The organism is Rhizobacter sp. (genome assembly GCA_021153565.1).
Lineage (GTDB): Bacteria > Pseudomonadota > Gammaproteobacteria > Burkholderiales > Burkholderiaceae_C > Albitalea.
Genome location: JAJKJU010000255.1, coordinates 1 through 14,812, shown reverse-complemented (window position 1 = coordinate 14,812; position 14,812 = coordinate 1). Strand labels below are relative to the sequence as shown.

Annotated in this window: 15 protein-coding genes; 7 read left to right on the top strand and 8 right to left on the bottom strand. The window is 59.8% G+C overall.

What is annotated here, in order from left to right:
• Window positions 1-119: 119 nt before the first annotated feature.
• The 7 genes from pbpG to AC30NL_RS16365 form a co-directional block, all read right to left on the bottom strand.
• Entirely contained in the window at window positions 120-1,088 is a 969-nt protein-coding gene (gene pbpG, locus AC30NL_RS16395) for a D-alanyl-D-alanine endopeptidase (RefSeq protein WP_489465069.1), read from the bottom strand.
• Between the two features lie 156 nt (window positions 1,089-1,244).
• A complete protein-coding gene (locus AC30NL_RS16390) occupies window positions 1,245-2,786 on the bottom strand; it encodes a 2-isopropylmalate synthase (RefSeq protein ID WP_489465067.1) in 1,542 nt (513 codons plus the stop codon).
• Between the two features lie 31 nt (window positions 2,787-2,817).
• The gene (leuA, locus tag AC30NL_RS16385; RefSeq protein WP_489465066.1) at window positions 2,818-4,509 is read right to left on the bottom strand and encodes a 2-isopropylmalate synthase; all 1,692 of its coding nucleotides are present in this window, start codon (window positions 4,507-4,509) and stop codon (window positions 2,818-2,820) included.
• A 189-nt stretch (window positions 4,510-4,698) separates the two neighbouring features.
• Window positions 4,699-5,523, bottom strand: a complete 825-nt coding sequence (gene pssA, locus AC30NL_RS16380) for a CDP-diacylglycerol--serine O-phosphatidyltransferase (RefSeq protein WP_489465068.1) — start codon at window positions 5,521-5,523, stop codon at window positions 4,699-4,701.
• Window positions 5,524-5,851: 328 nt separating this feature from the next.
• On the bottom strand, window positions 5,852-6,868 hold the full coding sequence (gene ilvC / locus AC30NL_RS16375) for a ketol-acid reductoisomerase (RefSeq protein ID WP_489465065.1): 1,017 nt from the start codon (window positions 6,866-6,868) through the stop codon (window positions 5,852-5,854).
• A 38-nt stretch (window positions 6,869-6,906) separates the two neighbouring features.
• Window positions 6,907-7,398, bottom strand: coding sequence for an acetolactate synthase small subunit (ilvN, locus tag AC30NL_RS16370; RefSeq protein WP_489465064.1), 492 nt, complete (start codon window positions 7,396-7,398; stop codon window positions 6,907-6,909).
• A 154-nt stretch (window positions 7,399-7,552) separates the two neighbouring features.
• Window positions 7,553-9,328, bottom strand: coding sequence for an acetolactate synthase 3 catalytic subunit (locus tag AC30NL_RS16365; RefSeq protein WP_489465063.1), 1,776 nt, complete (start codon window positions 9,326-9,328; stop codon window positions 7,553-7,555).
• Window positions 9,329-9,580: 252 nt separating this feature from the next.
• Here AC30NL_RS16365 and AC30NL_RS16360 point away from each other — a divergent pair, with 252 nt between their 5' ends.
• The 6 genes from AC30NL_RS16360 to AC30NL_RS16335 all read left to right on the top strand — a co-directional run bounded on the left by AC30NL_RS16360 (window position 9,581) and on the right by AC30NL_RS16335 (window position 13,078).
• Window positions 9,581-10,147, top strand: a complete 567-nt coding sequence (locus AC30NL_RS16360) for an RNA polymerase sigma factor (protein ID WP_489465062.1) — start codon at window positions 9,581-9,583, stop codon at window positions 10,145-10,147.
• Complete coding sequence (locus tag AC30NL_RS16355) at window positions 10,144-10,599, top strand: DUF3619 family protein (protein ID WP_489465061.1); 456 nt, start codon at window positions 10,144-10,146, stop codon at window positions 10,597-10,599. Before AC30NL_RS16360 ends, AC30NL_RS16355 begins: the two co-directional genes overlap by 4 nt.
• Before the next feature lie 44 nt (window positions 10,600-10,643).
• Window positions 10,644-11,393, top strand: coding sequence for a DUF3106 domain-containing protein (locus AC30NL_RS16350; RefSeq protein ID WP_489465060.1), 750 nt, complete (start codon window positions 10,644-10,646; stop codon window positions 11,391-11,393).
• The gene (locus AC30NL_RS16345; RefSeq protein ID WP_489465059.1) at window positions 11,390-11,905 is read left to right on the top strand and encodes an RDD family protein; all 516 of its coding nucleotides are present in this window, start codon (window positions 11,390-11,392) and stop codon (window positions 11,903-11,905) included. The genes AC30NL_RS16350 and AC30NL_RS16345 overlap by 4 nt, the downstream gene beginning before the upstream one ends.
• Before the next feature lie 199 nt (window positions 11,906-12,104).
• Window positions 12,105-12,491: a diacylglycerol kinase gene (locus AC30NL_RS16340; protein WP_489465058.1), complete on the top strand. Its 387-nt coding sequence runs from the start codon at window positions 12,105-12,107 to the stop codon at window positions 12,489-12,491.
• Complete coding sequence (locus AC30NL_RS16335) at window positions 12,488-13,078, top strand: LOG family protein (protein WP_489465057.1); 591 nt, start codon at window positions 12,488-12,490, stop codon at window positions 13,076-13,078. The genes AC30NL_RS16340 and AC30NL_RS16335 overlap by 4 nt, the downstream gene beginning before the upstream one ends.
• A gap of 36 nt (window positions 13,079-13,114) precedes the next feature.
• Here the strand turns inward: AC30NL_RS16335 and AC30NL_RS16330 are convergent, their stop codons facing one another.
• Window positions 13,115-13,453, bottom strand: a complete 339-nt coding sequence (locus AC30NL_RS16330) for a P-II family nitrogen regulator (protein ID WP_489465056.1) — start codon at window positions 13,451-13,453, stop codon at window positions 13,115-13,117.
• A gap of 71 nt (window positions 13,454-13,524) precedes the next feature.
• On the opposite strand from AC30NL_RS16330, the gene AC30NL_RS16325 reads away from it, so the two are divergent.
• Window positions 13,525-14,742, top strand: a complete 1,218-nt coding sequence (locus AC30NL_RS16325) for a GNAT family N-acetyltransferase (RefSeq protein WP_489465055.1) — start codon at window positions 13,525-13,527, stop codon at window positions 14,740-14,742.
• Window positions 14,743-14,812 lie beyond the last annotated feature (70 nt).

Genomic DNA, 14,812 nt, shown 5'->3' with positions numbered 1-14,812 from the left:
GGGCGGGATGCGATGCAAGGCGCTCCGAGCGCCGTGTGGCGAGCCACACAAGTGAGGAGCAACGCCGCAGCGCGCCCGCCCAGCGCCCCCAAAACGGGAACCTATTCCGGGCCAAATCCTTACGACGTAACCTTAGGCACCGCAACTGCATTCGCGGTCGGATTCGTCTCGTTGATCCACTTGCGAACCCGCTCCGCATCGCCGATGCGCGAATGAGAGCCGGCGGAGTCCAGGAAGACCATGATCAGCTTGCGACCCGCCATTTGAGCTTGCATCACGAGACAGCGGCCCGCTTCAGTGATGTAGCCCGTCTTCTGCAGGCCGATGTCCCAGGTCGGGTTGCGCACCAGCATGTTCGTATTGCGAAACTGCATCTGGCGATTGCCGATGGCAACTTTATATTCCGGCGAGGTCGACAGCTCGCGAATGATCTGGTGCCCGTGAGCGGCCTTCACCAGCGTTGCGAGGTCTCGCGCACTTGACTGATTGCGGCTCGACAAACCCGTGGGCTCAACATACTTGGTGTCCGCCATGCCGAGTTCTTGCGCCTTCTGGTTCATCGCGGCAACAAATGCATCGAGACCACCTGGGTAGTGGCGACCCAGTGCGTGCGCGGCGCGGTTCTCGGAGGACATCAGCGCCAAGTGCAGCATTTCACCGCGCGTGAGCTGCGTGCCAACCTTCAGCCGCGAACGGCTGTGCTTCTCGGTGTCGACGTCGTCTTGCGTGACCGTCAACGCCTCGTCGAGGGGAAGCTTGGCTTCAGTCACTACGACCGCGGTCATCAGTTTCGTGAGCGACGCGATCGGCAAGACCGCTTGCGAATTCTTGCTGAACAAGACTTCATTGGTGTCTTGGTCGAGGACAAGGGCGACGCCCGACTTCAACGAGAGGGCGTCGGGAGTTGAATGCAGGCCGGCCATCTGGCCGAACGACACATGGGCAGGCTCGACCTCGTCGACCGAGCGGATGTGTTTGATATTGCGAGCTGCGACGCGCGCAGTAGAAACCTTGGCCTTCTTTTTCGCCATGGCAGCGTCCGCTTCCGTTGGGGAAGCCAGGCAGAGCGCCGCCGAAATGGCCACGATCGCTGCAGACGCGAATTTTGACAAATACAGCACGAGAACCTTGCTCACACGGGTGGTGCCAGTGTAGGTGATACAAAAAGACCGCACAATATCAATGACTTACGTCGCGCTCCTCGAGTTACCTTGAGTCGTTTAATTTGTGACAAATGTCGCAAATCAACCTTGGGCAGCGACGCGCTCATTCTTGCTGTGCAGTTTGTTCAACGCCGACAAATAGGCCTTGGCGGATGCCACGACGATGTCCGGATCGGCGCCGACGCCGTTGACGACCCGCCCCCCGTGCTGCAGTCGAACCGTCACTTCGCCTTGAGATTCTGTGCTTCCGGATGTAATGGCATTAACCGAATACAGCTGCATTTCGGCGCCACTTTGAATCTCGGACTCGATGGCCTTGAGGCTCGCATCCACCGGTCCGTTGCCATCGGACTCAGCGTGATGCTCTTGATCACCGGCGGCGAACGCGACCTTGGCATGCGGTCGCTCACCCATCTCTGAGCGCTGTGAGAGCGCAAGAAGGCGGTAGTGCTCATGTTCGGTACTCACCGATTCATCCATCACGAGCGCCAGAATGTCCTCGTCAAAGATGTCACTCTTGCGGTCGGCAAGTTCCTTGAATTTCGCGAAGGCAGCATTGATCTCAGCTTCGGACTCCATCTCAATGCCCAGATCCTGGAGGCGCTGCTTGAAGGCATTTCGCCCCGACAGCTTGCCAAGCACAAGCTTGTTGGTCGACCAACCCACATCTTCGGCCCGCATGATCTCGTACGTATCTCGCGCCTTGAGCACGCCGTCTTGATGGATACCGGATGCGTGCGCGAACGCATTGGCACCGACGACCGCCTTGTTGGGCTGCACGACGAATCCGGTCGTTTGCGAAACGAGGCGCGACGCCGGAACGATCTGTGTCGCATCAATGCCGAGGTCCAGGCCGAAATAGTCTCGACGCGTCTTCACGGCCATCACCACCTCCTCAAGTGAGCAGTTGCCCGCGCGCTCACCGAGGCCGTTGATCGTGCACTCGATTTGCCGTGCACCGCCGATTTTCACCCCTGCCAGCGAGTTCGCGACAGCCATGCCGAGATCGTTGTGGCAGTGCACCGACCAGATCGCCTTGTCTGAATTCGGCACACGTTGGCGTAGATCGAGGATGAAATTGCCGTAGAGCTCGGGAATCGCATACCCGACTGTGTCCGGGATGTTGACTGTGGTGGCACCTTCGGCGATCACTGCTTCAAGCACGCGGCACAGGAAGTCGGGATCAGACCGGAAGCCGTCTTCTGGCGAAAATTCGATGTCGTCGGTGAGGTTGCGAGCGAATCGCACCGAGAGCTTGGCCTGCTCCAACACATGGTCGGGCGTCATGCGCAGCTTTTTCTCCATGTGCAACGCACTGGTGGCGATGAAGGTGTGAATTCGCGAGCGGGCGGCACCCTTCAAGGCCTCCGCCGCCCGAGAAATGTCACGGTCATTTGCTCGTGCCAGTGAGCACACCGTGGATTCTCGAACATGGTCCGCGATCGACTTGACCGCTTCGAAATCACCGTTGCTCGATGCCGCAAAGCCGGCCTCGATCACGTCGACGCGAAGCCTCTCGAGCTGCCTCGCGATGCGTAGCTTCTCGTCCTTGGTCATCGATGCCCCGGGAGACTGCTCGCCGTCGCGAAGCGTCGTGTCAAAAATGATCAGTTTGTCGCTCATGATGATTCCTCAGCGTATATTGACTGCGATCTTAGGCGAGTGCGGCTGGTTCGAAGCGCAATGCATCACGACGCATTGCGCGATAAAGGCCCGAAGTGATGGCCTTGAGCGACGCCGACACGATATTGGCGTCGATGCCCACACCGAACTGCGTCAGCTCGCCCCCAATGCGCAGTTCGAGATAGGCCACGGCTTGGGCATCCGCACCGCTGCCGATTGAATGCTCGTGGTAGTCGAGCACACGAAGCGGCGAGCCGCCCAGATGTCGGTTCAATCCGCTCACAAAGGCATCGATCGGCCCTGACCCAACGCCGTCGACACTGAACTCTCGTCCGCCGATTTGCACGACCGCCGACAATCGCAGGGCCTCGCCAGTGAACACCGGATGCGTTACTCGGGCCTGGGCGAAGTCTCCGATGCCGTACTCGCGTTGGAAGATGTTCCAGATGTCGGACGCAGCCAGTTCTTTGCCGCTGTCGTCCATCACGCCTTGCACGACCTGACTGAACTCGATCTGCAGGCGGCGCGGCAACTCGACACCGTATTCAGTTTCAAGGAGGTACGAGATGCCGCCCTTGCCCGACTGGCTGTTTACGCGAATCACTGCGTCGTAGTTGCGCCCGAGATCCTTCGGGTCGATGGGCAGGTAAGGCATGTCCCAGACGTCGTCTTCGCACCGCGCAGCGAAGGCCTTCTTGATGGCATCCTGATGCGAACCCGAAAAGGAGGTGTAAACGAGGTCTCCTGCATACGGATGCCTCGGGTGCACTGGCAGTTGATTGCAATGCTCTGCGCACCGGCGAATCTCATCGATGTCGGAAAAGTCCAGACCCGGCGACACTCCTTGCGTGTACAGATTGAGCGCGATGTTGACCAGATCGACGTTGCCGGTGCGCTCACCGTTGCCAAAGAGACAACCCTCAATGCGATCGGCACCAGCCATCAAGGCGAGCTCACCAGCTGCCGTGCCGGTGCCGCGATCGTTGTGCGGATGAACCGACAGCACAACGCTGTCGCGGCGGTCGATGTGCCGATGCATCCACTCGATCATGTCCGCAAAGATGTTGGGCGTGGAATGCTCGATCGTGGAAGGCAGATTGATAATGCACTTGCGCTCGGGCGTGGGCTGCCACACGTCGGTAACAGCATCGACAACGCGCTTGGCGAACGCCAGTTCGGTGCCTGAGAAAGTCTCCGGCGAGTACTCAAAGATGAAGTCGGTCTCAGGTTGCCTTGAGGCCAGTTCCCGAATGAGTCTCGCATTCGAGGTTGCGAGCCCAATGATGCCGTCTTCGTCAGTGCCGAGAACCACGCGACGCATGATCGGCGCAGTTGCGTTGTAGATATGAACCACGGCGCGTCGCGCGCCTTTGAGCGCCTCGAAGGTGCGATGAATCAGCTCGCTGCGCGCCTGCGTCAACACCTGAATCGTCACGTCTTCGGGCACCAAGTCTTCTTCGATCAGCTTGCGGATGAAGTCGAACTCAGTCTGCGATGAGGAAGGAAAGCCAACCTCGATTTCCTTGAAGCCAATGCGCACCAGCATCTCGAACATCCGCAGCTTGCGCGGCGAATCCATGGGTTCGATCAGAGCCTGATTGCCGTCGCGAAGGTCCACGCTGCACCACAGGGGCGCGCGGCTCAGAACGGCGTCGGGCCAAGTCCGGTCGGCAAGTTCGACCGGCTTGCATGCTCGGTACTTTGTGTGCGGTTGCTTCAACATGGATGTTCCCTTATGAGTCATGTTCGCAACCAGCACCATTGAGAAAGCAAAACGGCCCGCTGCTGGTTGCATACGGGCCGTTGAGACGAAAACGTTTGGACGTGGACGATCAGCGAACCCGCGGCTCTCCTAGAAGCAGTAGCGAGGTTGCGAACGTGAACGTCATAGTTGGAGAATATAGCACGCGTTTCAGCGATGCAAACCTTGCTCGTCGGGTTCGTCAGTCGATGTCGCGATAACGCTCACCGGCTTGCCCTTCACACGCTTGTACGCGTAGACAGCGTAGCCCGAGAGGCCATACACGAGGAAGACGCTGAACAACACAATCGGCGGATGGATCGTGATGACCGCGAAGCCGAGGGCTATCGCGACGATCACGATAAAAGGTACGGTGCGTTTGAAGCTCACATCCTTGAAGCTGTAGAACGGTACATTGGTGACCATCGTGAGCCCCGCGTACAACGTGACACCAAACGCGCACCATGCCAGCCAGTCGATCTTCGAGACCCCTTTGTAGCCCGAATCGTCCATCACCCAGATGAAGCCGATCAGCACGGCAGCTGCAGCCGGGCTTGGAAGCCCCTGGAAGAAGCGTTTGTCGACGACGGTGATGTTGGTATTGAAGCGCGCAAGCCTAAGTGCGGCGCCAGAGCAGTAAACGAAGGCAGCGATCCAGCCGAGCTTGCCGAGCCCCTTCAGCGCCCATTCGTAGACGATAAGTGCCGGCGCCGCACCGAAGCTCACCATGTCGGACAGGCTGTCCATTTGTTCACCGAACGCGCTTTGCGTGTTCGTCATCCGCGCGACGCGACCATCAAGACTGTCAAGCACGGCCGCGATGAAGATGCCGTATGCCGCCTGCTCGAACTGCCCGTTCATTGCCATCACGATGGCGTAAAAGCCACCGAAGAGCGCAGCAAGTGTGAAAAGATTGGGCAGAATGTAGATGCCCTTACGCCGCGGCCGCACGAGTACCGGAGACCGTTCTGGCGTTGGGGAAGTCCCGTCGTGCATCTCGTTCATTAGCCTTGCGGTGTCGGGTAGGAATTCATGGAGCGGGAGGATACATCAGCCCCCCCCTTTCGAGGTCTCGCGTGCACCTATGGCATTCTTCAGGCTCTCAGGCGATAAAGGAGCGATTTCGCAATAAGTTCAGTTTTGCTCGATGACATGCGAAATCAATAAACCCAAAACGAATGAGAAGGGCGGTCGAGGCGAGTGATGTCACTCCAGACGAGTCGACTGTTGGTCGACCACCGAGCCTAGCAGCATCACAGTGCGACTCCGCAGATTTGAAAAAGGCCGCCCGAGGTCGGCCCTTGACTGGCGTCGCAAAAGAGGATCAGTTGCGGCTCTTGTCCACGAGCTTGTTCGCCTTGATCCAAGGCATCATTGCGCGCAACTTTTCGCCCACTTGCTCGATCGGATGCTCGGCGGTCAGACGACGACGGGACAGCAGAGTCGGCGCACCGGCGCGGTTTTCAAGGATGAAGCTCTTCGCGTATTCGCCAGTCTGAATGTCCTTCAGACACTGGCGCATCGCGTTCTTCGTGTCCTCAGTCACCACCTTCGGCCCCGTCACGTACTCCCCGTACTCAGCGTTGTTGGAGATCGAGTAATTCATGTTGGCGATGCCGCCCTCATAAATCAAGTCGACGATCAACTTGAGTTCGTGCAGACACTCGAAGTAGGCCATCTCAGGTGCGTAGCCAGCCTCGGTCAGAGTCTCGAAGCCAGCTTTGATCAGCTCGACAGTGCCACCGCACAGAACCGCTTGTTCGCCAAACAGGTCGGTCTCCGTTTCTTCACGGAAATTGGTCTCAATGATGCCGGCCTTGCCGCCACCATTCGCTGCCGCGTAGGACAGCGCGAGATCACGCGCCTTGCCGGTCTTATCTGCATGCACGGCAATCAGGTGGGGCACACCGCCGCCTTGCGTGTAGGTATTGCGCACCGTGTGGCCCGGCGCCTTCGGTGCCACCATCCAAACGTCGAGGTCTTCACGCGGCACGACTTGGCCGTAGTGCACGTTGAAGCCGTGGGCAAAGGCCAACGACGCGCCTTGCTTGATATTCGGCTCGATGTCGTTCTTGTAGACCTGGGCAATCTGCTCGTCGGGCAGCAGGATCATCACCACGTCGGCGTCGCGCACCGCGTCGGCGATTTCAGCAACCATGAGGCCGGCCTTTTCGACCTTCGACCACGACTGTCCGCCCCTGCGCAGGCCAACCGTGACCTTTACGCCGCTCTCGTTCAAGTTTTGCGCGTGCGCATGGCCTTGCGAACCGTAGCCGATGATGGCAACGTTCTTGCCTTTGATCAGGCTGAGGTCTGCATCCTTGTCGTAATAAACCTTCATTGCTATCTCCTTCGAAATCAATTAATTGCGGGCCGATGTCAAACGCGCAGGATGCGCTCGCCGCGACCGATCCCGCTGGTTCCGGTGCGCACGGTTTCCAAGATGGCGGCACGGTCGATAGCTTCCAAGAAAGCATCAAGTTTGCTCGTGTCACCAGTCAATTCAATGGTGTAGCTCTTCTCGGTCACGTCGATAATGCGCCCGCGGAAAATGTCAGCCATGCGCTTCATCTCCTCGCGCTCCTTGCCGACCGCGCGAACCTTGATGAGCATGAGCTCGCGTTCTGTGAAGGCACCCTCAGTGAGGTCGACGACCTTGACGACCTCGATGAGCCGGTTGAGGTGCTTGGTGATCTGCTCGATGACGTCGTCGGATCCCGTTGTGACAATAGTCATGCGTGACAGCGAGGAGTCTTCTGTCGGCGCGACGGTCAGACTCTCGATGTTGTAGCCACGGGATGAAAACAAGGCAACCACGCGCGACAGCGCGCCGGGCTCGTTCTCGAGCAGCAAAGCAATGACGTGTTTCATGTTGTGGGGCGCGCTCTTCAGACCGGCGGCGGTAACCGACGGCCCTTGGCGACGCTGTCGATGGAAGTGTTGATGTCGCCGAAGTTGATCCGCGCATTCCGCAGGCTCCTGAGGGGGCGCGGTAACGCCCCGCCCCTCGCCTGCGTTCAGCGCATCACAGGTCTTCGGACCCGAGAAGCATCTCCGAAATGCCCTTGCCCGCCTGCACCATTGGCCAGACGTTTTCCGTCGGGTCAGTACGTATGTCGAGGAACACGGTTCGATCCTTGAGCCTGATGGCCTCACGCAACGCGCCCTCGACGTCGCCTGGCTTCTCGACCAGCAGGCCGACGTGGCCATAAGCCTCGGCCAGCTTCACGAAATCGGGCAATGCATCCATGTAGCTGTGTGAATAGCGGCCGCCGTAGTCGAGTTGCTGCCACTGGCGAACCATGCCAAGGTAGCGGTTGTTCAACGAGACGATCTTCACCGGCGTCTGGTACTGCAGACAGGTCGAAAGCTCCTGAATGCACATCTGTATCGAGCCTTCGCCCGTCACGCAGAACACATCGGAGTCGGGCTTGGCGAGCTTGATGCCCATGGCATAGGGCAGGCCCACTCCCATCGTGCCCAGACCACCAGAGTTGATCCAACGGCGTGGCTCGTTGAAGGGATAGTACTGCGCAGCCCACATCTGGTGCTGGCCCACGTCAGACGTGATGTAGGTGTCGCGGCCCTTGGTCAATTCCCAGAGCTTTTCGATCACGTACTGCGGCTTGATGACCTCGGTGCTGTTCTTGTACTTGAGGCACTCGCGCTTGCGCCATTCATTGATCTGGCCCCACCACGCCGACAGCATTTGCACGTCCGGCTTGCCTTGCGCTTCCTTGATCTGGACGATCAATTCCTGCAGCACGTCCTTCACGTCGCCGACGATGGGAATATCGACCTTGACACGCTTGGAGATCGACGACGGGTCGATGTCGATGTGGACGATTTTGCGTTCCACTGAAGCGAAATGCCTGGGGTTACCGATCACTCGGTCGTCGAACCGGGCACCCACCGCCAACAGGACATCGCAGTTTTGCATCGTCATGTTGGCTTCGTAGGTGCCATGCATGCCCAGCATGCCGAGGAACTTCGGGTCGCTCGCGGGGAACGCTCCCAGGCCCATTAGAGTGTTGGTGCAAGGAACGCCCAGCATATCAACCAGCTCACGCAGTTCCGCGGCCGCATTGCCCAGGATCACGCCGCCGCCGGAGTAGATGTACGGTCGCTTGGCGGACAACAATAACTGAACGGCCTTGCGAATCTGACCGCCATGACCCTTGCGCACTGGGTTGTACGAGCGCATTTCCACCGACTGCGGATAGTGGAACTGCGTGGTCTTGAGCGACACGTCCTTCGGAATATCGACCACCACCGGCCCCGGACGGCCGGTGCGAGCGATATGGAAGGCCTTCTTGAGCGTCGTCGCCAGATCGCGCACGTCCTTCACGAGGAAGTTGTGCTTGACGATCGGGCGGGTAATGCCGACCGTGTCACATTCCTGGAAGGCATCAAGGCCGATCGCCGGCGTCGGAACCTGCCCGGTGATGATCACCATTGGGGTGGAATCCATGTACGCGGTGGCAATGCCGGTGACGGCATTGGTGACGCCCGGACCGGAGGTGACGAGGGCAACGCCGACGTTACCAGTGGCACGGGCATACCCGTCGGCAGCGTGGACGGCCGCCTGTTCATGACGTACCAGCACGTGCTCGATGCTGTTTTGCTTGTACAGGGCGTCGTAGATGTAGAGAACCGCGCCGCCCGGGTAACCCCAGAGGTACTTCACGCCTTCGGCCTGAAGACATCGGACGAGAATTTCGGAGCCATTGGGCTCGGAAGATTGGGAGGGGTGCGGTTGTGCCGAAGTGGCACGCTTGACTTCCGCGGCAGACATGTCCATCTTGAACCTTTGAGTATTTCTCTGACGAAAAACCATTGGTGCACCTTTCCGCGCTCTCGTGAAGCGGGTGTGGTACCTGCGCAATCAAAAAGCGTGGCGCCCCGGTTGGAGGCCCAGCCTGTGACCAAAATTGTGTTGTGCGAAGCAGCATTATTGCATTGGTTTGCAACGATCCGCTCATTTCAAATTGCGAAAGGAACGCAATGAGATAATCGCGCCCGCTTTCGGCCGATCACAACGGCAAACCTTCTCTTGGCATCCGACAAAGAACTCTCAGACTTCCTCAAGAACGTCGAAAAGCGGGCATTCAAGCGCGCCTTGTATGCCGTTCGCGACGACGAAGCCGCGCTGGACATTGTCCAGGACGCGATGATTCGCCTCGCCGAAAAGTACGTCGACCGCCCGGTAGCCGAACTCCCGCTCATCTTCCAGCGGATCCTCTCGAACGCGACCATGGACTGGTTTCGCCGCCAGAAGGTGCGCGGCGCGATCATGAAAAACTTCTCGGACTTCGAGTCCGCGGGGGATGACGGCGACTTCGACATCCTGGAAACTTTGGAGGCACAAGACGGCTCTACCGCTTCTGAGAGTGCGTCCGAGCAGGTTTCGAGGGCGCAAATCCTGCTAGCGATCGAAGGACAGATCGAGCAGCTTCCCGGCCGTCAACGAGAGGCATTCTTGCTGCGTTACTGGGAAGAACTCGATGTTGCCGAGACTGCCGCTGCGATGGGCTGTTCCGAAGGAAGCGTCAAGACTCACTGCTCCCGAGCGGTGCATGCCTTGGCAAAAGCCCTGAAGGCCAAGGGAATAGAGCTATGAAGAAGTCAAACATCATTTTGTCGTCCGGTGGCCTGGAGGCACTCCAGGCTCGATTCGGGCTGCGCGTCGCGGCCCGACTGAGCGAAGCTTCGTGCGAACTCCCTCACGACGTGAGCGAACGGCTTAAAGCCTCTCGCGAACTCGCCCTTGAACGCGCTCGCTTGGCCCGCCGCGCTGAAGCCGCAACCAGCACGCAGATGGTGGGCAACGGCTCTTCTGCAGCCCTGAATCTGGGCGGCGGCAGAAGCCGCTCCGATTGGTGGTTCAAGTTCGCATCCGCCCTGCCCATCGCCGCCCTCGTCGCCGGCTTCTTCTTCATTGAACACATGCATACCCGCCAGCAGATCGCCGCAGCCGCCGAAATAGATGCTGCCTTGCTGGCCGATGACGTTCCTCCCGCCGCATACAGCGACCCGGGCTTTGTCGAATTTCTCAAAGTCCCGCGCAACTGACGCGGCTCGCCATGCGGCGCCGCAGCCTCCCCCACTTTTCGAAATTGATCAGCACACTGACGATCAGCGTGCTGGCTGCTACTTTGGGCTTGGTTTCACAGATGGTGTGGCCACAGGGCAATGCGGGCGCGCTGGTAACCGGGGCGGCAGAAAGCGGACCGAAGTGGTCTGAACTCACCTCCATTCAGCGCAACTCCCTGAAGCCGCTCGAACGCGATTGGTCGACCATCGACCCCGACCGCAAGCAAAAGTGGATCGAGATCGCACAGCGCATTCCCGGCATGCCCCCGGCCGAACGCGAGCGAATCCAAGCACGCATGGGCGAATGGGCTCGGCTGTCACCCTCCGAGCGCGGGCAGGCCCGCATCGGATTCCAACAGGCCACGCGGGTGTCACCGAAGGACCGACAAGCGCAGTGGGAGGCCTATCAGGCACTGCCTGCTGAGCAAAGGCGCCAGTTGCAGGCTCGGGCCGCTCCCCAGGCGGCCGCGGCCGCATCAAAACCGAATGGGCAGCGCTCGGAAAAGGTGCAGCGCAAATCGAACATCGTCCCGAATCCGTCTGATGCAGCGCCGCCAAAGTCGGTGGGCCCAACCGTGGTTCAGGCCCAACCCGGCGCGACGACCACGTTGATATCCAAACGGCCGACACCTCCGGCCCATCAGCAGACTGGCATGCCCAAGATCGCGGCGACACCCGAGTTCGTCGACAAGACGACGCTTCTGCCCCAGCGCGGACCGCAAGCGGCCGCGACACGATCTTCCGCGGCGTCGACGCCCACTCCGCGCCCATGAGCGCGGTGATCGCGGGCCAAAACGAGCTCCCGGCACCCAGCCTTCGCCATCGCCTCGCCGCCTTCGTCTACGAAGGCGTGTTGCTCTTTGGCGTGGTGATGACCACTGCCCTCTTCTATGCAGGAATCGTCCAGCAGCGCCACGCGATGGTCGGGCGCAGCGGCTTGATGGCGGTGTTGTTCGTCGTCCTGGGGCTGTACTTCGTGTGGTTCTGGTCGCATGGCGGGCAAACGCTCGCCATGAAATCCTGGCGCATTCGGGTCGTGCGGACAGACGGCGCGCCACTCACGGCGTGGCGTGCACTCGCGCGTTACCTACTGAGCTGGCTGTGGTTTTTACCCGCCTGCATCGCTCTCAACGTTTGGGGTATTCAAGACGCGCGCATGATTCTCGGCGTACTGCTTGGGGGGGTGGTCGTCTACGCGCTGACACCGCTGCTGAATCCGTTGCGACAGCTCCCTCACGACGCCCTCTGCGGCACAAGAATCGTCTCGACTTTCCCGAAGACATGAGAGGCTGAGAGTTTTTCGATCATGCCCGCTCATCACGCCAAAAGGCCCCTGCACGTCGATGCCAATGCTCGCCATAGCACGAGCTATGGTTGCGCTTTGCGCCTAGATCAGGCGCCTTTTGACGTGCTGCTCGGACACGCTCGAAATACTCTCAGCCTCTGAGTCGAAGCGCCACTGACTCGCGGCACAATCAAGGCCGATGACAAATCCATTCAAAGGCCGTACCGGATTCGACCGGGTTGTTCGCGCCACCGGCTACTCCGTGGCCGGCCTCAAGACCGCCTATCGCGGCGAAAGCGCCTTCCGCCAGGAAACGTGGCTCGCGGTCTTTCTTGTTCCGATGGCCTTCTGGCTGGGCCGCACCTGGGTCGAGGTCGGACTGTTGGCCGGATCGGTACTGCTGGTGATGATCGTGGAGTTGCTCAACTCAGGCATCGAAGCTGTGGTCGACCGCGTGTCGTTTGAACTTCACGATCTGTCCAAGCGCGCGAAGGACTTGGCGAGTGCCGCAGTATTTCTCTCGCTGATGCTGTGCACCTCGGTCTGGGTCGCCGCCATCTGGCATACGGTATCCACCGGCACATGATGCCCCCGTCTTTGTCGCTGTGCGTCTACTGCGGCTCCCGCGCGGGCGGCGAGCCGAGCTATTCGGCCGCGGCCGACGAGGTCGGCACGCTGATCGGACGATCGGGTTGGCAGCTGGTGTACGGCGGAGGCCGCGCGGGCCTGATGGGTCGTGTAGCCGATTCCGCAATTGCCTCGGGTGCTCGCACTGTCGGCGTGATTCCGCAATCGCTCATGCAGCGCGAGCTCGGTCATCAGGGCCTCGACGAACTGCATGTGGTCGAGACCATGCATGAGCGCAAGCAGATGATGGCGGAGCGTTCCGATGCGTTCATTGCCCTGCCCGGTGGAATCGGAACCTTCGAAGAGCTGTTCGAGGTGTGGACCTGGCGGCAGTTGGGCTACCACGACAAGCCTATCGCGCTACTGAACGTCGACGGTTACTACGACAAGCTGATTGAGTTTCTCGATCAGACGCAGGACCGAGGATTCGTGGCTGCGGCACAGCGCAAATTGCTGCTGGTGGACAGTGATGCCGCGACGTTGATGGCGCGGATCACAAACGCCGCGCTTGTGGCGTCGCGATCCGACGACTACCGGCGCATTTGAAGACGTAGCTCGGATTTCGCCCGGGCTACGAAAACCTCAAACTGCGTCTTCGTCGGTCTCACCGGTGCGGATGCGCACCACCTGCTCGACCGCAGTCACGAAAATCTTCCCGTCGCCGATCTTGCCAGTCTTCGCGGCCTTGACGATCGCGTCCACGCAGCGGTCGGTGTCGGTGTCCTTCACGACAACTTCGACTTTCACCTTCGGCAGGAAGTCGACAACGTACTCAGCCCCGCGGTACAACTCTGTATGGCCCTTCTGACGGCCGAAACCCTTGACTTCGGTGACCGTGAGGCCGGTGACTCCGACTTCGGCCAGGGCTTCGCGGACTTCCTCAAGCTTGAACGGCTTGACGATGGCGGTGATTTGTTTCATTGACGCTCCTCAGTCGGGTTAGTTTAGGTATGGATGTTCAAGGGGATAGGTCGAGGACCTAACATCGCTCAATGCGCGAGGAAATAGGCTCGAACGATTATGTCATTCGGGTGATCGATCACCCCGCTGCCATCGATGCCGCGCGCTGGAACGCGTTACTGCGATCGCAGGCGGCCCCCACTCCCTTCATGCGCCAAGAGTACCTGAACGCACTGCATGAGTCGGCCAGTGCCATCGGCGACACCGGATGGCTGCCGCAATACCTCGTCGTCGAGCACGGCAACGAGTTGATTGCCGCCTGCCCGCTCTACCTCAAGGATCACTCCTACGGCGAATACGTGTTCGACTGGGCTTGGGCGGACGCATACCAGCGGCATGGCCTCACTTACTACCCCAAGCTTCTTTGCGCCGTGCCCTTCACCCCGGTGCCGGGTGCGCGCCTGCTCGCACGCGACACCGCATCTCGAGAACTTTTGTTGCACGCGATGTCGCAAGTCGCCCGCGATGCGAAACTCTCATCGGCGCATGTGCTGTTTCTGAACGATGCCGATCGCGAAGCCGCAATCAACGCGGGCTGGATGATGCGCAGCACGGTCCAGTTCCACTGGACCAATCGCGAGCCGGAACCCTACGCGGACTTCGCCGATTACTTATCCTCGCTCCAGCGAGAAAAGCGCAAGAAGGTCCAGCAGGAGCGCCGTCGCGTCACGGAATCAGGAGTCCGCTTGACCACCCACGCCGCCGGCGAGATCACCGAGCGCGACTGGGAGTTCTTCTATCGTTGCTACACCCTCACCTACCGCGCGCACCACTCAACGCCGTACCTGACACGCGACTTCTTTCGCCGCATGGCCGCGACGATGCCTGAGCATTGGGTGCTTTTCGTTGCATGGCGCGGCGACAGCCGTGTCGCCTCGTCGTTGATCGCGATCGACACTGAACAAGGCGCGGCATTCGGACGCTACTGGGGAGCCGTCGAACACATCCCTTTCCTGCACTTCGAAGCCTGCTACTACCAGCCCCTGCAGTGGTGCATCGCCAATGGCATGAAGCGCTTCGAAGGCGGTGCGCAAGGTGAGCACAAGATGGCGCGCGGCCTGCTGCCAGTGCAGACCTGGTCCGCTCACTGGCTTGCACAGCCGAAGTTCGCGCGGGCGGTTGCCGACTTTCTCGAGCGTGAAGGCGAAGGAGTCGAGAACTATCTCGACGAGTTGAACGAGCGGCGGCCATTCAAGGCCGCCGCCACAGACAAACCTAGACCGAACTTTGAACCCCTAATCGGGCCGTAACCCAGCATTGGCGTGGGTTACGGCCTTTTTCTTGTCCTGGTTTGTACCCATGTAAATGACGCATATTTCT